The sequence below is a fragment of the Nocardia sp. NPDC051990 genome (assembly GCF_040680755.1).
GTDB lineage: Bacteria > Actinomycetota > Actinomycetes > Mycobacteriales > Mycobacteriaceae > Nocardia.
In genome coordinates this window covers 113,244-132,319 of the sequence record NZ_JBFAXH010000015.1, presented here as the reverse complement: position 1 = coordinate 132,319, position 19,076 = coordinate 113,244, and the positions used below count along the sequence as shown (strand labels likewise).

19 protein-coding genes and 1 pseudogene are annotated in these 19,076 nt (G+C 65.2%); 9 read left to right on the top strand and 11 right to left on the bottom strand.

The genetic code is table 11. From position 1 onward, the window contains the following. Positions 1 to 38: 38 nt before the first annotated feature. From AB0L63_RS24420 to AB0L63_RS24390, 7 genes are all read right to left on the bottom strand, one after another. Positions 39 to 1,034: an amidohydrolase family protein gene (locus tag AB0L63_RS24420; protein ID WP_364504980.1), complete on the bottom strand. Its 996-nt coding sequence runs from the start codon at positions 1,032 to 1,034 to the stop codon at positions 39 to 41. Positions 1,035 to 1,036: 2 nt separating this feature from the next. After that, a complete protein-coding gene (locus AB0L63_RS24415; protein ID WP_364504978.1) occupies positions 1,037 to 1,558 on the bottom strand; it encodes a 3-hydroxyanthranilate 3,4-dioxygenase in 522 nt (173 codons plus the stop codon). After that, positions 1,555 to 2,004, bottom strand: a complete 450-nt coding sequence (locus AB0L63_RS24410) for a RidA family protein (protein WP_364504976.1) — start codon at positions 2,002 to 2,004, stop codon at positions 1,555 to 1,557. The genes AB0L63_RS24415 and AB0L63_RS24410 overlap by 4 nt, the downstream gene beginning before the upstream one ends. Then, positions 2,001 to 2,786, bottom strand: a complete 786-nt coding sequence (locus AB0L63_RS24405) for a 4-oxalocrotonate decarboxylase (protein WP_364504974.1) — start codon at positions 2,784 to 2,786, stop codon at positions 2,001 to 2,003. The genes AB0L63_RS24410 and AB0L63_RS24405 overlap by 4 nt, the downstream gene beginning before the upstream one ends. Positions 2,787 to 2,874: 88 nt before the next feature. Next, complete coding sequence (locus AB0L63_RS24400; RefSeq protein ID WP_364504972.1) at positions 2,875 to 4,350, bottom strand: 2-hydroxymuconic semialdehyde dehydrogenase; 1,476 nt, start codon at positions 4,348 to 4,350, stop codon at positions 2,875 to 2,877. A 129-nt stretch (positions 4,351 to 4,479) separates the two neighbouring features. After that, positions 4,480 to 5,403 (bottom strand): LysR substrate-binding domain-containing protein, encoded by a 924-nt coding sequence (locus tag AB0L63_RS24395; protein WP_364504970.1) that lies wholly within the window; start codon positions 5,401 to 5,403, stop codon positions 4,480 to 4,482. A 49-nt stretch (positions 5,404 to 5,452) separates the two neighbouring features. Continuing rightward, positions 5,453 to 6,736, bottom strand: a complete 1,284-nt coding sequence (locus AB0L63_RS24390; protein ID WP_364504968.1) for a carboxylesterase family protein — start codon at positions 6,734 to 6,736, stop codon at positions 5,453 to 5,455. Positions 6,737 to 6,995: 259 nt separating this feature from the next. On the opposite strand from AB0L63_RS24390, the gene AB0L63_RS24385 reads away from it, so the two are divergent. Next, positions 6,996 to 8,369 (top strand): MFS transporter, encoded by a 1,374-nt coding sequence (locus AB0L63_RS24385; RefSeq protein WP_364504966.1) that lies wholly within the window; start codon positions 6,996 to 6,998, stop codon positions 8,367 to 8,369. 32 nt (positions 8,370 to 8,401) lie between these two features. Next, a complete protein-coding gene (locus tag AB0L63_RS24380) occupies positions 8,402 to 9,565 on the top strand; it encodes an alanine racemase (protein WP_364504964.1) in 1,164 nt (387 codons plus the stop codon). Between the two features lie 482 nt (positions 9,566 to 10,047). Here the strand turns inward: AB0L63_RS24380 and AB0L63_RS24375 are convergent, their stop codons facing one another. After that, entirely contained in the window at positions 10,048 to 10,824 is a 777-nt protein-coding gene (locus AB0L63_RS24375; RefSeq protein ID WP_364504962.1) for a hypothetical protein, read from the bottom strand. A gap of 283 nt (positions 10,825 to 11,107) precedes the next feature. On the opposite strand from AB0L63_RS24375, the gene AB0L63_RS24370 reads away from it, so the two are divergent. Further along, on the top strand, positions 11,108 to 11,941 hold the full coding sequence (locus AB0L63_RS24370; protein ID WP_364505078.1) for an IS5 family transposase: 834 nt from the start codon (positions 11,108 to 11,110) through the stop codon (positions 11,939 to 11,941). 162 nt (positions 11,942 to 12,103) lie between these two features. Here the strand turns inward: AB0L63_RS24370 and AB0L63_RS24365 are convergent. Next, positions 12,104 to 13,489, bottom strand: a pseudogene (locus AB0L63_RS24365) (IS1380 family transposase); the annotation flags it as partial. Between the two features lie 532 nt (positions 13,490 to 14,021). On the opposite strand from AB0L63_RS24365, the gene AB0L63_RS24360 reads away from it, so the two are divergent. From AB0L63_RS24360 to AB0L63_RS24340, 5 genes are all read left to right on the top strand, one after another. Further along, on the top strand, positions 14,022 to 14,681 hold the full coding sequence (locus tag AB0L63_RS24360) for a DUF3558 family protein (RefSeq protein WP_364504960.1): 660 nt from the start codon (positions 14,022 to 14,024) through the stop codon (positions 14,679 to 14,681). Between the two features lie 335 nt (positions 14,682 to 15,016). After that, positions 15,017 to 15,460 (top strand): tyrosine-type recombinase/integrase, encoded by a 444-nt coding sequence (locus tag AB0L63_RS24355; protein WP_364504958.1) that lies wholly within the window; start codon positions 15,017 to 15,019, stop codon positions 15,458 to 15,460. 23 nt (positions 15,461 to 15,483) lie between these two features. Beyond that, positions 15,484 to 15,777 (top strand): tyrosine-type recombinase/integrase, encoded by a 294-nt coding sequence (locus AB0L63_RS24350; protein WP_364504956.1) that lies wholly within the window; start codon positions 15,484 to 15,486, stop codon positions 15,775 to 15,777. A gap of 293 nt (positions 15,778 to 16,070) precedes the next feature. Continuing rightward, positions 16,071 to 16,496, top strand: a complete 426-nt coding sequence (locus AB0L63_RS24345; protein ID WP_364504954.1) for a RidA family protein — start codon at positions 16,071 to 16,073, stop codon at positions 16,494 to 16,496. Further along, on the top strand, positions 16,493 to 17,053 hold the full coding sequence (locus AB0L63_RS24340) for a DUF1697 domain-containing protein (RefSeq protein ID WP_364504952.1): 561 nt from the start codon (positions 16,493 to 16,495) through the stop codon (positions 17,051 to 17,053). The genes AB0L63_RS24345 and AB0L63_RS24340 overlap by 4 nt, the downstream gene beginning before the upstream one ends. Positions 17,054 to 17,511: 458 nt before the next feature. Here the strand turns inward: AB0L63_RS24340 and AB0L63_RS24335 are convergent, their stop codons facing one another. Further along, a complete protein-coding gene (locus AB0L63_RS24335) occupies positions 17,512 to 17,856 on the bottom strand; it encodes a nuclear transport factor 2 family protein (protein ID WP_364504950.1) in 345 nt (114 codons plus the stop codon). Next, positions 17,853 to 18,290 carry a MarR family winged helix-turn-helix transcriptional regulator gene (locus AB0L63_RS24330; RefSeq protein ID WP_364504948.1) on the bottom strand — a complete coding sequence of 146 codons (438 nt, stop codon included), beginning with the start codon at positions 18,288 to 18,290 and terminating at the stop codon, positions 17,853 to 17,855. The genes AB0L63_RS24335 and AB0L63_RS24330 overlap by 4 nt, the downstream gene beginning before the upstream one ends. Positions 18,291 to 18,592: 302 nt before the next feature. Between AB0L63_RS24330 and AB0L63_RS24325 the strand changes: the two genes are divergently transcribed. Further along, complete coding sequence (locus AB0L63_RS24325; protein WP_364504946.1) at positions 18,593 to 19,072, top strand: DUF4265 domain-containing protein; 480 nt, start codon at positions 18,593 to 18,595, stop codon at positions 19,070 to 19,072. Positions 19,073 to 19,076 lie beyond the last annotated feature (4 nt).

Genomic DNA, 19,076 nt, shown 5'->3' with positions numbered 1-19,076 from the left:
GCGCTGACGGCCGCAAACGGGGATGCCGTCGTAACCGACTATGACAATCCCAGGAACCGTTCGGCGTTTCCGTGCCTGATCAGTTCCCGCGTCGCGTCGTCGAGGAATTCGCTCTTGCGCACCACTTCCCCCACCGGGCGCTCGCCCAACGGATAGGGGTAGTCACTGCCCACCATCACCCGGTCCGCACCGAGGGTGTCCACCAACAAGCGGAGCGCGCGGTCGTCGAAGACCACCGAGTCCACGTAGAACCGGCCGAGGTAGTGCGACGGCGGATACTCGGAGGTGCCGATGACATCGTTGCGGCGGTGCCAAGCGTTTTCCATCCGGCCGAGCCAGAACGCGAACGAGCCTCCGCCGTGCGCGAACCCGATCTTCAGTCGCTTGTCGATCCGGTCGAACACTCCGCCGAGGATCAGCGCGAGGATCGACAGGTGCGTCTCGGCCGGCATCGCGGTCAGCCACTGCGCCATCCACCGATCCAGCCGCGGCGAGCTGGCCATGTCCCACGGGTGCACGAATACCGGGACACCCCGGTCGGCGCAGTGTTGGAGAAAGGTCACCACTCCCTCGCTGTCGAGGTCGTGATCGCCTACATGGTTTCCGATCTCGACACCGCGGTGCCCGTTCGCCAAGCACCGATCGAGCTCCCGGCACGCCAGGTCGGCGTCCTGGAGCGGCACCTGACAAAACGGGATCAGTCGATCAGGTTCTGGGGCAACAATTTCCAGCGCCAGGTCGTTGAAGATCCGGGCGATCTTCGCAGCCTGTTCGCCGGTGCGCCCATAGTTGAAGAACCCCGGGGTCGGTGAAATTACCTGTTTGCGCACACCGTCGGTGTCCATATCCCGCAGGCGTACCTCGGCGTCCCAGCAATCCGCCTGGATCCTGCGGAACTCCCGGGTTCCCATCATGATCATCGCGTCGGTCTCGGATTCGATACGCAACCAGGGCGCCTGAGATCCGGCGTCCGCACTGACGTCCGGCCAGCCCTTCGGCACGTAGTGGGTGTGGACGTCGATGATTCCGCTCATGCTCACCCCTTCCCCGGGTGCAGAGCGCCGCAGTTACCGCATGTGCGCGCGGCCTCGTCCGCGTAGAACGAGTTGAACACCGGCGGCAGGTCGGCGACGATGTCACGGACCTGTAGCTCGATCGCGTGGATCAGGGTGTCGCAGTCCAGGCAGTACCACTGGAATGTCTCTAGCGTGCCCTCCGCACGCACCCGCTCGATGACGAGCCCGATCGAATCCGGGTCCGGTCGTTGCGGCGAGTGCGGAATGTCGCGGGGCAGCAACCATGCCTGGCCCTCCCCGATATGCACCGTCCGGGGCCCGTCGTCAGTCATCAACTTGACCTGAATATCCCCTTTGACCTGGTAGAACCACTCTTCATAGGGATCGTGATGGTAATCGGTGCGCTGGTTCGGGCCACCGATGATCTGCACGATGAAGTCCTCGCCGAGCGCCATGGTGCGGTTGTTCACCGGCGGCCGGAGTAGATGCGCGTGTTCGTCGATCCAGCCCTGGAAATCGATGGGCTCCGGAATGACCGTCATGACTGTGCCTCCAACGTCTGAAATGTCGTTGTATTCGGCCGATGGGCAATGGCCTGAATCTCGATGAGTAGGTGCGGGTGCGGCAATTGGTGTACAGCGACCGTCGTACGAGTCGGGCCGGTCTCGTCGAAGTACTCGCCATAGACCTCGTTGTAGCCGCCGAAATCGTTCATGGACACCAGATACGCGGTGATCTGGGCGATGTCGGACAGATCCGCGCCCACCTCTCGCAGGATTTCGCGGATGTTCTCGATCACCGCGCGGGTTTGGGCCCGGATGTCGAGGTTGGTGGTGCCCATCTCGTCGACGTCGACTCCGACGAACGTATTGTCCGGCCGACGAGAACTGGTACCAGACACGAAGATCAGGTCACCGACGACCCGCACGTGCGGGAACCGCCCGCGCGGCACGGCCAGGCCCCCGATGAGCTTGCTGCCGTTGGTCATTCGCGAACTCCCGTCACCGAAACCGTTCCCAGCTCCGCCACTTCGCATTCGGCGACGCCCGACACCAGCGGCACGGCGGCGGTCGCGGCCCCGGCGAGCACGATCTGCCCGGCACCCAACGAGATCCGGTGGCGTCGGCACATATCCAGCAGGGCGTGCAGCGCGCGGACCGGATCGCCGAGGATCGCCGCGGTCGAGCCGACCACCTCGTTCCCACCCACCCGCAGCCGTACCGCTCGATTCCCCACGTCCCGCAGCGGACGCCACGGTCCGACGACGAACCCGGCCGCGGAAGTGTTGTCGGCGACCACATCGGTGTAGGTGAACCGGAAGTCGCGGTAGCGCGAGTCGATGATCTCCAGCGCGGGGGCCACGGCATCCACGCACGATTCGATGTCGACAGTCGGGTCGTCGAGGTCGACGTCCCGGCTCAACCGGTAGGCGACCTCCGGCTCGACCTTCGGGTGGATGAAGCGGGTCAGGGCCACCTCGCCCCCGTCCGAGATGCGCATGGCATCGGTGAGCCTTCCGACGATGACGTCGGAAACGCCCATCTGCGCCATCTTGGCCTTACTGGTGAACCCGAGCTTGACCCCGGTCACCCGCTCGCCGCGCGCTTCGCGCCGTGCGATGAGCGCGGATTGGATCGCGTAGGCGGCGTCGATGGGGATCACCTGATTGTCGGCAAGGCTCGGGATATCGGCCACCCCGGTCTGCGCGGCATCGAGCCGGGCCGCGATGTCGTCGATCTCGGTAGTCGAAATCATTGCATCCATGGTCATCAACCCTCCTTCACAATTACCGTCTCGACATCGTCGAGCCCATCGAGCCGCAGCAACCGCTTCGCCGCGGTCTCATCGATCACGCCGGTCATAGCTGCACGCACACATTCGTCGGCTCGGTGTAGAAGTGCAGCGACGACTCGCCGCCCTCGCGGCCGATGCCCGACAGCCCCATGCCGCCGAACGGGGAGCGCAGATCCCGCAGGAACCAGGTATTCACCCACGACATCCCGACATTCATCGCGTGCGCCACCCGATGCCCTCGGCGCAGATCGTTGGTCCACACCGACGCGGCCAGGCCGTACTCGGTATCGTTCGCGAGCGCGATCGCCTCGTTCTCGGTGTCGAAGGGGATCAGCGCGGCCACCGGCCCGAAGATCTCCTCCCGCACGGCCCGGTCCGCGTTGGTCAGTCCGGTCCACAGCGTCGGCTCGATCCACGACCCGCCATCCAGGTCCGCGCCCAGTTCGGGGATGCCGCCGCCGGTCAGGACCTCGCCACCGGATTCGGCGACCGACTCGAAGTAGCCGAGCACCTTTCTTCGATGCGCTTGCGAGATCAGCGGGCCGGTTGTGGTCGCCTCGTCCATCGGACTGCCCAGCCTCAGGTTCTGTGCACGCGCCACCAAGCCGTCGGCGATCTCGTCGAAGATGCCACGCTGCACATACACCCGTTCGGTACACAGGCACACCTGGCCGGTATTGGTGAATACCGACCGGCTCAGGCCATCCAACGCCTCGTCCAGGTCGACGTCGTCGAACACCACCGCCGCGTTCTTGCCGCCCAGCTCGAACGACACCGGACGCACCCGCGGCGCAACGGTTTTCATCACGTGCGAGCCGGTCGCCGAGGAACCGGTGAACGTCACCCCGTCGATGCCCGGGTGGGTGGTCAAGAACTCCCCCGCCGAATCCGCGCCGAATCCGTGGACCACGTTGTACACGCCGGCGGGCAGGCCCACTTCCGCGAACACCTCCGCCAACAGCGTGGCGGTGGCGGGGGTCTCCTCGCTGGGCTTGACCACCACCGCATTGCCGCACGCTAGGGCCGGCGCGACCTTCCAGGTCAGCAGCAGCAGCGGCAGGTTCCACGGGACGATCACCGCGACCACGCCCAGCGGCTTGCGGACCGCATAGTTCAGTGCCCGCCGACCGCCGGGGAGTTCGGTCAGGAACGATTCCTGCCCCGCCGCGGCCACCACGTCGGCGAAGGTGCGAAAGTTCGCCAGCGCGCGCGCCACATCCAGCTCGCGAGCCTGGCGCACCGGCTTTCCGGTGTCGGCGATCTCCGCGGCGACGAACTCCTCGAACCGCTCCTCGATCCGGTCCGCCGCGCGGCGCAGCAGCGCCGTCCGTTCCCGCACCGGTGTCCGCGCCCAGCCGGCATCAAGCGCCCGGCGCGCCGCGACCACCGCCCGATCGACCAGCGTCCGGTCTGCCTCGTGCACCGACGCGAACGCGGCACCGGTCGCGGGATCGATTGTGGCGAAGCTATGGGCCTCCTCGGGTTCGACGAACTGGCCATCCACGAAATTGCGGATCCATCGAAGACTCTCTTCGGTCATGCATTCACCGTGGCAGGCAGCATCATGCCGAACAAATGCGAAAACCGGCGAATGCTATGTCAGAACCACATAGCGCCGCGTCCCACGACCCGATGCGGCCCACGGCCGGAATATCAGGCCCTCGATCCCTCAGGGCACCATCCGCGCTGCGGTTTCGGACAAGAAACGGACCAACGCGTCCGCCGACGGGCTCATCGTCCGTTCGGCGGACAGCGTGATCCCGACGCTGTGTCCGATTGGCTCGAGCGAGATCGGCAGCGTGGTGAGCCGGGCGTCGTCCCGGGCGATCAGGCTCGGCAGAGCAGCGATGACATCGGTCTCCAGCAGTAACTGGCGCACGGTGAGAAACGACGTTGCCTCGATGCGATTGCCCGGCAGTGCAATGCCGTTCCGGGCGAAAAACTCCTCGAGCTCACGGCGGAGTGCGGTTTCCGCGCCGGGCAGGATCCACGGAAATCGCGACAGCGCAACCCGATCGACATCGCTGGCATGGGCGAGCGGATGCGTCGTGCTGACCACCAGATCGATCGACTCCTCGTAGAGCTTGCGCCGCTGTAGCGTCGCGGTCGAGGGCGCGGTGAGGCGCCCGACGATCATGTCGATGCGGCCGGCCTCGAGATCGAGCAGCAGCGCATCGGGTGACCCCTCGCGGACGATCACGGTCAATAGTGGATGCTCGGTCTTGAGCGCGGCGATCGCCCGGGGCAACAGGACATTCGAGCCGGCCAAGTGGGTGCCGACGACGACGGAACCGCGGTCGGCGTCGGCGAGCTCGACGACGTGTCGCCCGGCCTGGGTGAGCTGGGCGAGCACGGAGCGGGCGTGCGTGGTGAATGCCTCGCCGAAGACTGTCGCGGTGATGCCCCGAGGGCCACGATCGAACAGTGGCACGCCCAGGATGTCTTCGAGTTCCTGCAGTCCACGGGTGGCCACCGGCTGGGTGACGTGCAATTCGGCGGCGGCCCCGACCACGCTGCCCTGCCGCGATAGGGCATCGATGAGGACAAGATGCCGCAACTTCAGTCGGCCGTCTAGCAATCGGGGCGCCTTCACGGGCCGAGTCTAGGACGGCCCGGACCGGAATCAGCTCGCAGCGCTGCGGTTAACGACGAAACACCATCCCGATCCCGTGCTCGGGGGAATATGCGGGCCAATCCTTGCCGGGGTGCCCGGTTGCCGCGAAGCCTGTCCAGGCGCGGCGCATCGTCGCGCCGAGCGACTCGATCTCGGCCCACGTCGCGGCACCGAGCATCGGGCTATTACGCCAGGAAGCCGGGGTTCCGAGGAGGAAGGGAAGCTCGACGCAATGCGCCGCGCCGAATCGGGAATCCGGAGGGGCCCAGTCGAAGCGGTAGGTGAAGACGGCACTGCCGGACTCGGCGGCCGCGGCGGCGAGCCCGCGGCTGGTGGCGGCGAACAGCGAGTCGGTCAGGTCGCTCTCCTCGGTCGTGGGGCGCGCCGGGTTGTCACGGGGGATGAATGCGGTCGCCTCGTCCCGGGTATGGCCGACGAGCAGATCGGGATACCCGTCCGCGGGTGGCCCGTCCAGCGGAGGAACACCCACCACCGGCGCGAACGGCGGCAGGACCGGGTTACCGGTGGCCGCGGCCACGGCGTGGGCCGTCGCCCGATGGGCCGCGAGAATCCGGTCCGCTGGGGCGGAGATCGGATCGTCGCGCAGGAACGTCGCGAACAGCTCGCCGTGGCGGAGGGCCTGGGCGTGGGTGTAGTTCAATGCCGCGCCGGGCGTACTCTGCAGGATCGCGCGCCGGGCCAAATGACGGGAATCCTTGCGACCGAGCAAGTTGACGATCGACTGAGCGCCCGCGGATTGACCGAAGGCAGTGACATTCTCCGGGTCCCCGCCGAACGCGGCAATATTGGCCTGTACCCATTCCAGCGCCACCCGCTGGTCCGCTGCCCCGAGATTGCCCTCGCTGACGCCGTCGAGCACGAGCCAGCCGAACGCTCCCAGGCGGTAGTTGACGCTCACCACGACCACGTCACCGGCCAAAGCCAAGCGACCACCGTCGTACCACTCGAGAGACCCGCCACCGCTGGTGTAACCGCCGCCGTGGAACCAGACCATGACCGGGCGGCGCCCGGTGCGGCCTGGGGTGGTGATGGTCAGGTTGAGGCAGTCCTCGCTATGCGCTGGTTCGTCCGGCGGCGGACCCATGACGGCCTCGAGGCGGGACGGTAGTTGCGGGCAGATGGGCCCGGGCGCCATGGCGGGCAGGACATCGCGGTGCGGCGAGACAGGGATCGGACGGGCGAACCGGCGCGCGCTCGCGTAGGAGATTCCGCGAAATCGCAGCAGCCCGTCCGCGCTACGGCATCCGGCGATCGGCCCCTGCGGGGGCTGGGCGATCGTCTCGTCGGACACGGGAACCTCCTCGATCGATGTCTGCCGTTCACAGTGCCGTAGTAGGACGGTCAGGGCCAATGCTCATTCCAGGGCTGCGGCATACGCGCAGGGCATGGCTTGCGATATTGCAGATCAGCTATAGCTCTGCCCCGATTCAGCATTGGTGTGTTATGGCACACAGCGCCAGACTTCACGGCAGCGCATCAGCGCGAAGGTTGTTGGACCGCAGACCCCACCGGGTCACACCACGACTCCGCACCGATCCGATGGGACCGCCATGACAGACAGCTCGATTCGCTCCGAGCACAACGCAACAGCCCGCCGCAGAATCGCCCTCGCCACACTCGCCGGCACCACTCTCGAGTGGTATGACTTCTTCCTCTATGGCACTGCCGCGGCGCTGATCTTCAACAAGCAGTTCTTCCCTTCGCTGAGCCCCTCGGCGGGCACGCTCGCGGCATTCGGCACCTTCGCGGTCGGATTCATCGCGCGCCCGCTGGGCGGGTTGGTGTTCGGGCACTTCGGTGACCGCATCGGCCGCAAAGCGACCCTGGTGGTCTCACTGGTACTGATGGGCCTCGGCTCAACGCTGATCGGATTGATCCCGAACTACGCCGCGATCGGCATCTGGGCACCGGTACTGCTGATCGTGATGCGCATTATCCAGGGCATCGGGCTCGGCGGTGAAGGCGCCGGGGCCACCCTGCTGTCGATGGAGCACGCACCGGACGGGAAGCGCAACCTCTACGCGGGCTTTCCGCAGATGGGCACGCCGGCGGGGCTGATACTCGCGAACACCATATTCCTCACGACAAGCGCGGTATTGCCGGACGCGGCATTCACGGCATGGGGATGGCGAATTCCGTTCCTGCTCAGCATCGTGCTGGTCGCCATCGGGCTGATCGTCCGACTGGGGATCACCGAATCGCCTTCGTTCACCGACGTCGTCGTGCGTGGCGAGGTTGCTCGGTTTCCGCTGGTGGAGTCGCTGCGGGTGGGGACCGTACGGCTGGCGCTGACATTGTGCGCGGTAGTTGCGAATTCCGCCGTCGCCTACGTGTTCATGGTTTTCACACTGTCCTACGGCACCCAGAAACTGGACTACGACAAGCAGTTCCTGATTGTGTGCGTGATGGTGGCGGCCGCACTGTGGTTCGCGATGATTCCGTTCTGGACCGCCGTCGCCGATCGATACGGCCGGCGAAATATGTTCATCGGCGGATCGGTGGCGCTACTGGCATGGTGCGCGGTGTTTCTGCCGCTGCTGAACACCGGTAACAGGACACTCGCAGTACTGGCCTTCGTCGGCATGGGACTGGCCGTGCCGATAACGCACTGCGTTCAGGGCGGCATTATCGCGGACACTTTTCCCGCTCACGTGCGTTACTCGGGCACTTCGCTGATCCTGCAACTGGGCGCGATTTTCGGCGGCGGCCTGGCGCCGACGGTCTCGACCGCGCTGCTCAACTCGACGGGATCCTCGTCCGGAGTCACGTGGTATCTGATCGCGCTCTGCTCGATCAGTTTGCTCGGAGCGGTCGCGTTGTTCCGGAAGGTTCCGGAGACCCCCAATGACCTGCCCTTTGCCGTTCCCGAAAACTGCGTAGCATCTGCGACGACCGACTCAGCACCGTCGGTCGGCACGCCGTGAGCTCCGAACCGCACATTCCGTAGGGAGAAGTCGTGATACCCGCATACCCCCATCTGCGTCTCGACGTCAATGCCCTCGAGCACAACATCCGAGTCATGGCCGACTGGTGCGAAGCGCGTGCCATCCAGCTTGCCCCCCACGTCAAGACGACGATGTCCGCTCCCATCATCGAGCGCCAGATCGCCGCGGGCGCCGCCGGTGTCACAGTCGCGACGGTTGACCAGGCCGCGACGGTACTGGGCTGGGGCCACGACACCGTTCTCATCGCGAACCAGGTCGTCGACCCCGCCGGGCTGGCCCGGCTGCGGGGCTGGCTCGCCGCCAACCCCGAGCGGCAGATTCGGTGCTTCGTCGACTCCGCGGCAGGGGTTGCCGCAGCGGGTCACGTGTTCGGCGCGGACGGGCCCGCGCTCGAGGTGCTCCTGGACATCGGCACGCCGGGCGGCCGCACCGGAATTCGTGATCCCCGACTCGCCCGCCACGTCGGGGAGCTGATCCGAGCCGCTCCCGGGTTACGCCTGGTTGGAGTCGCCGGGTACGAAGGCGTCGTCCCCAACGTCCGGAGCGGCGAGACGATCGACGCGGTGGACGACCACTGCCGGCGTGTCCGCGACGTCTACCTCGATGTCGCCGATCTCTTCGAGACCGACTATCCGGTGTATTCGATGGGCGGATCAGCCTTTCCCGACCGGGTTGTCGAGTTCCTTCCCACCGACGACGACGTTGCGGGCACCATTCGATTGTTGCGATCGGGCTGCTATGTCACGCACGATCACGGCACCTACGCCCGCGTGAGCCCGATTCCCGGGCTCGTCGCCGCCCTGGCGGTGCGCGCGGTCGTAGTGTCCGCCCCCGACGAGGGCACCGTCGTCATCGGAGCCGGGAAGCGGGACCTGCCCTACGACGCCGACGTGCCGATCCTGCTGTCCGCACGCACCGCGGACGGGCAGGTCGAGCGCGACGTCCGCGGACGCGTGCGCACGTTGTACGACCACCACACCGTCCTGTCCGACGCGTCGAATCTCGACGTGACCGATGTGGTCGAGTTCGGAATCTCGCATCCGTGTTCGGCATTCGACCGTTGGCCCGAATACCTCGTCACCAATGACCACGGTGAGGTGATCGACGTGTGGCGATCCGACTTCCACCGATCATCGATCGATCTGGTCCATAGTCAGCGAAGCTGCACGCCGTAACGGCGTTCCAAGTCGCGGCCTCGTCTCGGAAAGTCGGGGTCGCGCACCCTGCCATCACTCTTCCTTCGACGGCATGCGCGATCACATATGCATCGTCCCTTGGGATCTCGAGGGTTGACTCCTGCCGCAGTTCATAGCGCTGGCCGATCTCTGTTCCCTTAGTTTCCGTAGCTGCCTAACGCGGTTCACCGCGTTCGCCTTCGTCTTCGCCTACGGGCTGGTGACGTACTTCGTTTTGCTCCGCGACGGGCTGCTGAGCCGTTGGTTCGCAGCGATCAGCCTGGTCGGTGGTCTGGCGATCATGGTGCCGTTCGTCAAGAGCTGCGCGCGAAAGGTACCGATCTGACCGACGCCGTTCCCGGCGAACAACCTTAGTGAGCGTCCGGGAACTCTCGTCATCTGTGACTGGTGGTGAGTTGGCGGCGAGTTCATCTCTCGAACAGAGCCAGCCATCCGGGACCGCGCGGTTGAGCGGCGTGTGGTCACGGTTGTGGGAATTCACCGGTGCGGAGATAGCGTTCCCACTCGGGGGTGGTGAAGGTGCAGTTTCCGGACTTGACTGTGCCGGTGAAAATCGCGGCGGTCGCTTGAACCGCTTGCCACAGCGCGTCGTCCGCTGTGGTCCGATGGAAATGAACTCGCCAGCCCTGCGCTTCGGCGCTGGCGTGGAAGCAGAAGACGCCATGCTCGGTGTCCGCCACGAGTTCGCTCAGTTCCAGGAACCAGCCCACGTAGTCCCGGGGCGAACCCGCGGGGCCACCCAGTGTTCGCCAGACGACCGAGTTGCCGATTCGTTCTTCCGCTTGGTCGCTCCAAAATTCGGCAGGCGGCAGTTTCCCTTCCGTCGTGGTGAGGGTGAAATCCACGCCGCTCGTCCACGGTGGAACCATGCGATGTTCGGCGGGAAGTCGCTCCACGTCGATCTCGGTGCACTCGATTCGCGCGAGACCGGGGAAGTCGATTTCGAGGAATAGCCCTTCGTTGGTTCCGCCCCCATCGACCCTTTCAACGATGTGGTCCGGCGACCACGCCGGGATCGAGTTGTACCGCATCACATTCCGAGCGATCACCAGGTATGGCTCCACGACCTCTGCGGAGCCAGGCGTCCAGCCGGACCTGAAGTGCTCCTCCAATCGCAGGGTGATGCGGCCGAGGGACCGGAGTTCGGTCGTATCGATCAGCGGGGCGGGTGAGTCCTCGAACCACCCTCGCTGTTCCAGCCACTGCTCCAGCGCGGCGGCCGTGTCGATTCTGGTCACCGCCTCATCATGACAGCCGTGTTCCAGCCGAACCAGGTGATATTTGCGAACATTCCCCGCATCGTCTTTGGGATAGGTAGCGAAATTCGGGGCTTCGGCTGCGGTGAGTTGTCGGCGAGTTCGGCCGCGTTGGGTTCGGTGGTGCCGGTTCGGTGGATGTGGTTGCAGGCGAATGATGTTCGGTCTGGCGTGGTGTGGCCGGAACATGAAGAACTCCTGGTAGATCAGCGGTTGTCGAGACCATGTTCTGCCAGGAGTTCGTTTGCCAGTATCGCTGAGTTGTCTGTGTTCGTCATGCCCGGCCCACGGCGAGTCGCCGACGCCGTGCCCGGGGTATCCGTCCTTGTGCAGCGACGAGCAGTGGGAGCTGCTCGAACCATTGCTGCCCGCGCCGGGCAACACCGCAGGCAAGGGTGGGCGCGGTGAGAAACATCCCCGCCGCCTGGTGCTGGACGCGATCTTCTACCTGGTACGTGGCGGGGTCGCCTGGCGGGCGCTGCCCACCGATTTCCCGCCCCCCGCGACGGTCTACGACATCTTCTGTCGATGGACCAAAGCCGGTGTGTGGCAACGGATTACCGATGTACTGCGCGACCGGATCCGAGTCCGCTCCGGTCGTGAGCCCAACCCGACGGCGGCGATCATCGACTCTCAGTCGGTGCGGGGTGCCGACACCGTGCCCGCCGGATCACGCGGCTGGGACAACGGCAAGAAAGTCGGCGGCCGCAAACGCCACATCGCCGTTGACACCATGGGCCTGCTACTGGCGGTCGCGATCACCGCCGCCAGCACCCAGGACCGCGACGGCGCGGTACCGCTGCTGGCCAGGCTGCGGGAACGGTTCTCTACCATCACGCTGACCTGGGCCGATTCCGGCTACACGGGCAGGCTGGTGGTATGGGCGCAGCAGGTCCTGAACCTGGCCGTGACGATCGTCAAACGCACCGACCCCGGCTTCGTCGTGCTACCGCGCCGCTGGGTCGTAGAACGAACACTGGCCTGGATCAGCAAACACCGCCGCTGCGTCCGCGACTACGAAACCCGCCCCGACCACCACGAAGCCATGGTCTACATAGCCACCATCATGACAATGTCACGCCGACTCACCCGAACATGACCGAAGTTCCCGGACGCTCACTTAGCCTCGATCCGTGGACGGGGGTTGTTGGTGGTCCGCGCGCCTGTGGCGCGGGGACCACCGGATGATGGGTAGGGGGTAGTCGCTGGTCTGCCCAGCTTTTCCACGTGGGTGTCGGCTCGAGCCCATGGTTTGTGATGAGGTGTAGCCGATCGTGTTGTGCCACAACGTGAGCCAGGGTTGGGACCAGGGCCAGTGGGTGGGCAGGTGCAGGACGGGGCGGCGGCCGGGACGGGCGAGGCGGGCGGGAATGTTGACGATCTTGCGGCGGAGAGTGGCGCCGCGAGCGCGGGCGTGTGGCCCACCGGCGAGGGTTCCGGCGGCCCGTAGCAGGTTGTGGGCGATCGCGGCGCACAAGACCCAGGCGGAATCGGCGCCGAAGCGCCCGGAAGGCATGTGAGCGAGGGGGCCGTCGATGAGGTCTGCGAACACGGTCTCGATGACGGCGTGTTTGCGGTGGGTGATGTCGGCGTCGGCGTCGGCGGTGGACTCGGTGGAGTTGGTGAAGAACGGGTGGTATCGCCAGACCGGGAACAACGCGTTGGGGTAGCGGGCGTCTTTGACGCGGCGCACGATCAGCCGGGCGGTGGTGCGGTCTTTGGTGGAAGCGAAAGTGGTGTAACCGATTTCGGCGACCTCGGCGTCGGAGATCCATTCCCCGGTGTCGGGATCACGCACCGCGCCAGGGTATTTCACCGGGGTCCATGCATCCTCGCCGATCACGGCGATGGCCTTGGCGACGGCGGTGTTGCGGGTCAGTACCAGCGAGAACCGGGCACCGGCACGCAGTGCGGCGCGCACGACCTTGCGGGTGCCGTAGGCCGAATCGCCGCGCACCAGGATCTCACCGGTCGCTCCGGCCGCCCGTGCGGTGCCGATCGCGGCGGTGACCATCGACGCGGCGCCCTTGCCGGACCCGGTCTTCCCGGCCCGCAACCGCATCCCCGCGATCACCGGCGTGGCCAGATCGGTGGACAGCGTCGCGGCCAACGGTGAAAGCCCTTTGCGGAGAACCTGTTTCCCGGCGATCTTGGTGTGCCCGTAGGAGGCGCCCTGCTTGGCATGGCCGTAGACCGGGCGCAACAACGAGTCGATGTCCACGAAGCGGCGCGTCGCCGCGCCGGGCAGCAGATCCGCTCGCGCGGCCAGCTCGAGCAGATGCTCGCGCATCACCGACTCCAGCTGCTTTGCGTGTCCGAAGGTGAACTCCCGCAATAAGATCCCTACCGTCGACGGCGCGTACACGCCGTCGAACAGATTCTTCATTCCACCACTGCGCAGCAGGTCGATGTCGTCGATACTGTCCCCGCCGGCGCACATGCCCGCGATCAGTGTCGCCAGCTTCGGCGCCGGGTTGGCCGACCCGGCCTTGATCCGCGGCGACGCGATCGCGACCTTGTTGGCCAACATGCTGGTCAGGCCGGTTTGCTCGGCCAATCTCATCACCGGGACCAGCCCGGCCACCGAAACGAGGTGGTCGTCATCGAACCGCGCCGAGTCCCCGGCGAAGGTGTGGAACGATCGCACTGAAAGTGTCTTCCCGATCCGCTGCTGATTGTTGCGTCAAGAACATCAATCATCCCAGCTCGGAAGGCACTTTCCTAATTTCAGCACACCCTCCCCATATCGAGCACGTCCACGGATCGTGGCTAACACAGAGTGCGGGCCCGCACCGAGGCCAACTCACCGTCGGCGGGAACATGCCAACGTTCGCATCCGATTACGGTGATCAAGTGCTGTCGGGTTGCCGACGAAAATTCATCCGTAACAACCGGACCCACGCGATCGACATGTCCGGCAGAAACGTTCGCTTCCGGACAGAAATGTTCACAACCGAGGGAGACGTGTCATGGGTTCCACTGACTTGATGAACTGGCTGTCTGAGGGCTACCTCAGTGGCGACCCGATCCGCTATCCCTGTATGTGGCCATGATGTTCCTCAGTATGCCGTTCCAACTGCTGACCGGACATGGGTTCTGACCCGACCTCGTCGAGCACCCGAGCCGCAAGGTTCGTCCATCTGTTGTGAAAAAACCTGACAGGTAAGGGAATCCGATAAATGAAGATCAGCGCATCCAGGCACTTGATCACCGCGGTGATCTGCGGCGCGGCGCTTTTGCTCAGCGCGTGCAGCGAGGATGTCACACCCACAAAGGGGACTGCAGGCTCGGCCGGTTCGACGAGCGCCGCGGCGAACGCGCCCACCACGGCAAAAGCTGACAGCGGATCCGCCCCGGAGACCACGCGCACCGACTCCGGTGGCGACACACCCACCACCACCAAGATGGCCGCGCCAGTCTCGGACGGTCCTTGGGATCCCTGCGGAATTCCCTCTGCCGACCTCGCCGCCGCGGGGTTGGACTCGGGCACGAGGGAGCGGAAAGACCTCCAACACCCCGACGTACGGGGATGCCAGTGGCTGGCCTCCGATGGGAAGTACGAGCTGCTCATCGAATCCCTCAACGAGACAGTCGACCAGTTGCTCAAGCCTGGTGCTTACCAGGATCTCAGGCGAACCGAATACTACGGCCGTCAAGTGGTCGTCTTCAACTCGGTCCAGGACAGCAATCACATCGGTTGCCTGATGGGCGTCCAGACCTCGACAGGATCCGTCTTGTTCACGACGCGCAAGCATAACGGCCAGTCGCCGACGCTCGAGCCCTGCGCCGCCGTGCAGGAGTTCGCGGCAAAGTTGGGCAATAAGAATCTGCCTGCATAACAGGCGGACGAAAAAGGGTGGCACCCGGCCGATTCCGGCCGAATGCCACCCTTCAGTCGTCTCCGGTGCGCTTCAGCGCACCGCGACCGCCACCACGCCTCGGCCGCCCACCACGCCTCGATCGCCCTTGTCGTGCACGGACTGTAACACCACATTCCGGGCATAGACGCCCTTCGGTCTTTTGGCCATCCGGTTCGCGCTGACGCCCGCAGCTCTCTCGGCGAGCCCGGTCGGCCCACATGCTCGAACGCTCGGGCACTCGGGGAGTGCCTGAACCGGCACGACCCGACTTAGTGGCCATGCCCGCATGTTCTTCGGGTTCGGCGCGGACTCCGATGTCGGGTCGCTCGATCCGGACCGGGTCGACGGCTGGTTTCGGTTCCGGTGGGGCGCAGACGTTCAACGTCCGGCTCGCGTCGTTGCGGGCCGCGCGCACTTATTGGGCTGAGCAGGGCTGGCTGGTCGGCGATCCGCTGCAGCGGTTGCGGCCCCGGCCGGTGCCGGCGGACCGGTCCCGGGCGATCACCAGGGTGGAGGTGACCGCGATCCTCGGGCTCGACGTCGGCCTGCGGGAGCGGGTGCTGTGGACGATGCTGTACGAGACCGCCGCTCGCGCAGAGGAATTGCTGGAGCTGGACGTCCCGGATCTGGACACCGCGAACCGGTGCGCCCGGGTGACCCGCAAAAGCGGCACAGTGGACGTGATGGCGTGGCAGACCGGCACCGCCCGGCTGTTACCGCGCATGCTCGCCGGCCGCCGCACCGGCCCACGTTCCTGACCGACCGCCGAGCGAAACCGCATGTGGCGGTGTCCGATACCGATCCGGACAGCGGGCGGGCCCGGTTGTCGTACCGGCGTGCAGCGGAGCCGTTCGAGCAGAAAACCACCGAGTTCACCGGTGGCCCGTTCACGCTGCATCAGCTGCGACACAGCCGGTTGACCCATGCTGCGAAGGACGGCGCGTCCACGCCGATGCTGATGACGCTGTCCGGGCATACCTCGGTGCGGTCGCTGGCGAAGTACGAGCGGCCGGGCAAGGACGCGCTGCTGGCCTGGCAGGCCCAGACCGACCCCGCCGCCCGGCGACGGCGGTAAGCGCAGTACAGCGATTGAACCGACACTGGGGTGACGATCGATCTGCGACGCCGGGAGCGAGTGCTCCGATTGCCCAACGGGCGTATAACTTCCCAGGTAGAACGGGCAGAGTGGGCGGAGCCGAGGGGTTGCCTCGTTGTCCCGTCTCATTGAAGTTGAGGTAGCGCATTTCTGTGATCTGCGGTGCCTCATGTTCGTGAGACGGTATCGGCCAGGTCGTTGTCTTGCCGATCTGAGGCAGATCATCGAATATCCCGCATTCGTCGATTGCCGCCGCGATCAGAGAGCGGGCGATGTCAGAGGCGACCGCTACGGTGGTCGGCATGGGCGTTGAATACGTGAACCCCGAGGGCATGCTCGTGAGTAGAGCCTTCAGTCAAGCGGTGGTGGTGAGCAATCCGACGAAGACGATCTATGTCGGTGCGCAGATGCCGCAGGACAGCACCGGAGCGCTCGTCGGGAAGGGTGACATGCGGGCGCAGACGGTTCAGGTGCTGGCGAACCTGAAGGCAGTGCTGGAAGCGTGTGGCGCAGGTATAGAACATGTGATCCACTGGACAATCTATGTCGTGCCCGGACACGACATCATGCCCGCAGTCGAGGAAGCGATGCGGTGGCTCGCTGGCAGGACCGAGCCACCGCTGAACACGGTTGTGTCTGTGCCGGGCTTCCCTGGTTCGGAGGCGCTGCTCAGCATCGAAGCTACCGCAGTGCTGTGAATACCTACGCGGTATTGCTGCGCGGCATCAATGTGGGCGGCAAGAACAGGGTGCCGATGGCGGATCTGCGCAGATGCCTGGAAACGCTCGGATTTACCGACGTCTCGACGCTGATCGCCAGCGGCAACGTCGTTTTGAGGGCCGACCTTCACCCCGACGAGATCGCGGCTCGGATCGAAGATGGCTTGCCCGAGAGCTTCAGCTTCGAGGATGCCCTCATCAAGGTCAGGGTGTTGAGCCGCGACCAATTCCACGCCGTGGTCGACAACAAGCCGACAGGTTTCGGCGAGCATCCGGAGACATACCATAACGACGCGATCTTCCTGATGGGCATCGACTCTGCCCGGGCGATGTCCGTATTCAGTCCGCGTGACGGCGTTGACAAAGTCTGGCCGGGCGACGGGGTGATCTATTCACAGCGACTCAGCTCGCAGCGCACGAAGAGCCGACTCGGCCAGATCGTGGGAACATCGGAATACAGGTCCATGACGATCCGCAGTTGGAATACCACCATGAAACTTCGGGCCTTGCTGGACACGGTTTCCGACGGTTGTTAGCAATGTCGTTTTCGGCGGGGTTGTGATCGGGCGAGGTCCTGGCGTTTGAAACACCACCGCCGGATCGCGTCGTGGGGGTCGTTGCCGGTGTAGCGAATTCCGAGTCGGTCGTTGATGTCGTGGTCGAATCCGGCGTAGTAATAGACGCCGAACTTTCGGCGGGGGGTAACGCCAGCGGAGATCGGCGAGCACGTGCGCCGGGTCGAGCTTTCCGGGTAGGAACACCCGGATCGCCATGAACCCCAACCTCCACGCTGCCGATCAACCCTTGCCAGCAGCCAAGCACCCGGGACGACACAGCACTGGCCCAGCCGACCGCCAACCTCTACGACACTGGCTACACGGGTCATCTCCGGCGGGTTTGCTGGAGCGGCTGCGTTCGGCGTCGAAACCTCTACAGCGGCAACACCGTTTGCAAACACCCTGTAAGCAGCCGATGTGCGTGTGTTGCCCGTGGCTCAGGTGTGGCGGCGGAGGTTGGACAGGCCCCACAGTTCGGTGATGCGGCCATTGCGGACGGTGAACATCTCCAGCATGGTGGGTGGTTGCTGGCCAGGTATGCAGTGCACGGTGGAATGCACTGCGATGCAGTCTGTTTCGGCGATCATGCGCTCGATGACGACGTGAGCGTCGGGAAAGGCTCGGTGGAGTCGCTGCCATGCGTCGATGACGCTCTGCGGGCCGGTGGCCTGTAGCGGGTGGCTGTAGAAGTCGGGGGCGAAGATGTCGTGTGCTGCGGGGTAGTCGCGCGTGTTGAATGCGTCGTACATACAGTGCGCGGTGGCGCGGGGATCGTCGGTCATGGCCGTGCTTTCGCGGTGGTGATATTGGCGCGGATGTGCCCGAGCACGTCGAGGACGGTCCGGGTCTGTTCGGCAGTGATGCCGTCGAGCAGGCGGTGCTGATAGGCGTGGTGGTCGCGTTCGAGCCGGCGGGCCAGCCGTTTACCAGTCGGGGTCAGCGTCGTCAGGGTGTAGCGGTTGTTGGCGGGATCGACACGGCGGGTGAGTAGTCCCTCGGCCTCGAATTCCTTGACCATGCGGGTGACGGTCGCGGCATCGATGCCCAGCGTCTGCCGCAGATCGCTGTGGGTGCTCTCGCCGCGCCACAGCAGGCGCATCAACAGGTGCAGCCGCTGCGGGCTCATCCCGATCTGCGCGGCGAAGGCCTGCCGCAACTCCCCGGAGGCTGTGGCGAGCGCGCGGAAGAACTCCTCTTCGTGCGCCGGATCGTTCACCCCACTATTGATATCCTCAACTCTTGACAATATCAAGAGTGGGCGGATTACGAGCGCGCGGTGCGAGCTACTGGAACTTTCGGGCATGCCACACGCAGCTCGGGGAGATCCACGCGATGTTCGTGCGCGGGAAGAACCGGAAATTGGTCTCCGACAGATTCGCCAACCGGTGCTCAGTCGTCGGGTGGTTGGCCTGGTCGTGTCGATCGCTTCTCTGCACTTGTCAATCAGGCGATGCATCGGTGAAGTTTGTGGAGGACCCCTGGCATGCTGTCGGGGTGATGGCAGGTCAGGAGGCGTCGGTGTCCGGTGAGGTTGATTCGGTGAAGGTGGTTTTCGAGCTGCCGCAAGACGGGGACGGGTGGCCTCCCGCCAGGACCGAGAGCATGTGGGCGATTCGACGCAACGGTGACTGCGTTGAGCTGAACAACATTCCGTTCTTCGTTCGCGGGTTCGCATCCGGGGATGTTGTCCGGGTCGCCGCCGACGAGGAGGGCGTGTTGTGGGTCAAGGAGGCCGTGGAGTGCTCCGACAACTGCGTGATCCGCATCGTTCCGATCGATGGCGGCGGTGAGGTTGCGGCGAGACAGGCGGTGTTGGATGCGTTCGCGCCGTTGGGGGTTGAAGGAGAGGGTCTCGCCCGGTTCAACTTGGTCGCCCTGCATGTGCCGGCCAGTGCTGACATGCAGGCGGTGAAGCAGTTGGTGATTGAAGGCGCGGAGGATGGTCGGTGGCATTACGAGGAAGGCTGTGTCACCGACGAATGGCGTGCGGCGGGCTGAGGAA

Bases quoted from the DNA above. Each gene is read 5' to 3' on its own strand.
- AB0L63_RS24405 (WP_364504974.1), bottom strand. From the start codon at position 2,786: ATGACCATGGATGCAATGATTTCGACTACCGAGATCGACGACATCGCG.
- AB0L63_RS24415 (WP_364504978.1), bottom strand. From the start codon at position 1,558: ATGACGGTCATTCCGGAGCCCATCGATTTCCAGGGCTGGATCGACGAA.
- AB0L63_RS24385 (WP_364504966.1), top strand. From the start codon at position 6,996: ATGACAGACAGCTCGATTCGCTCCGAGCACAACGCAACAGCCCGCCGC.
- AB0L63_RS24335 (WP_364504950.1), bottom strand. From the start codon at position 17,856: ATGACCGACGATCCCCGCGCCACCGCGCACTGTATGTACGACGCATTC.
- AB0L63_RS24355 (WP_364504958.1), top strand. From the start codon at position 15,017: ATGTCGGGTCGCTCGATCCGGACCGGGTCGACGGCTGGTTTCGGTTCC.
- AB0L63_RS24400 (WP_364504972.1), bottom strand. From the start codon at position 4,350: ATGACCGAAGAGAGTCTTCGATGGATCCGCAATTTCGTGGATGGCCAG.
- AB0L63_RS24345 (WP_364504954.1), top strand. From the start codon at position 16,071: ATGTCAGAGGCGACCGCTACGGTGGTCGGCATGGGCGTTGAATACGTG.
- AB0L63_RS24360 (WP_364504960.1), top strand. From the start codon at position 14,022: ATGAAGATCAGCGCATCCAGGCACTTGATCACCGCGGTGATCTGCGGC.
- AB0L63_RS24420 (WP_364504980.1), bottom strand. From the start codon at position 1,034: ATGAGCGGAATCATCGACGTCCACACCCACTACGTGCCGAAGGGCTGG.
- AB0L63_RS24410 (WP_364504976.1), bottom strand. From the start codon at position 2,004: ATGACCAACGGCAGCAAGCTCATCGGGGGCCTGGCCGTGCCGCGCGGG.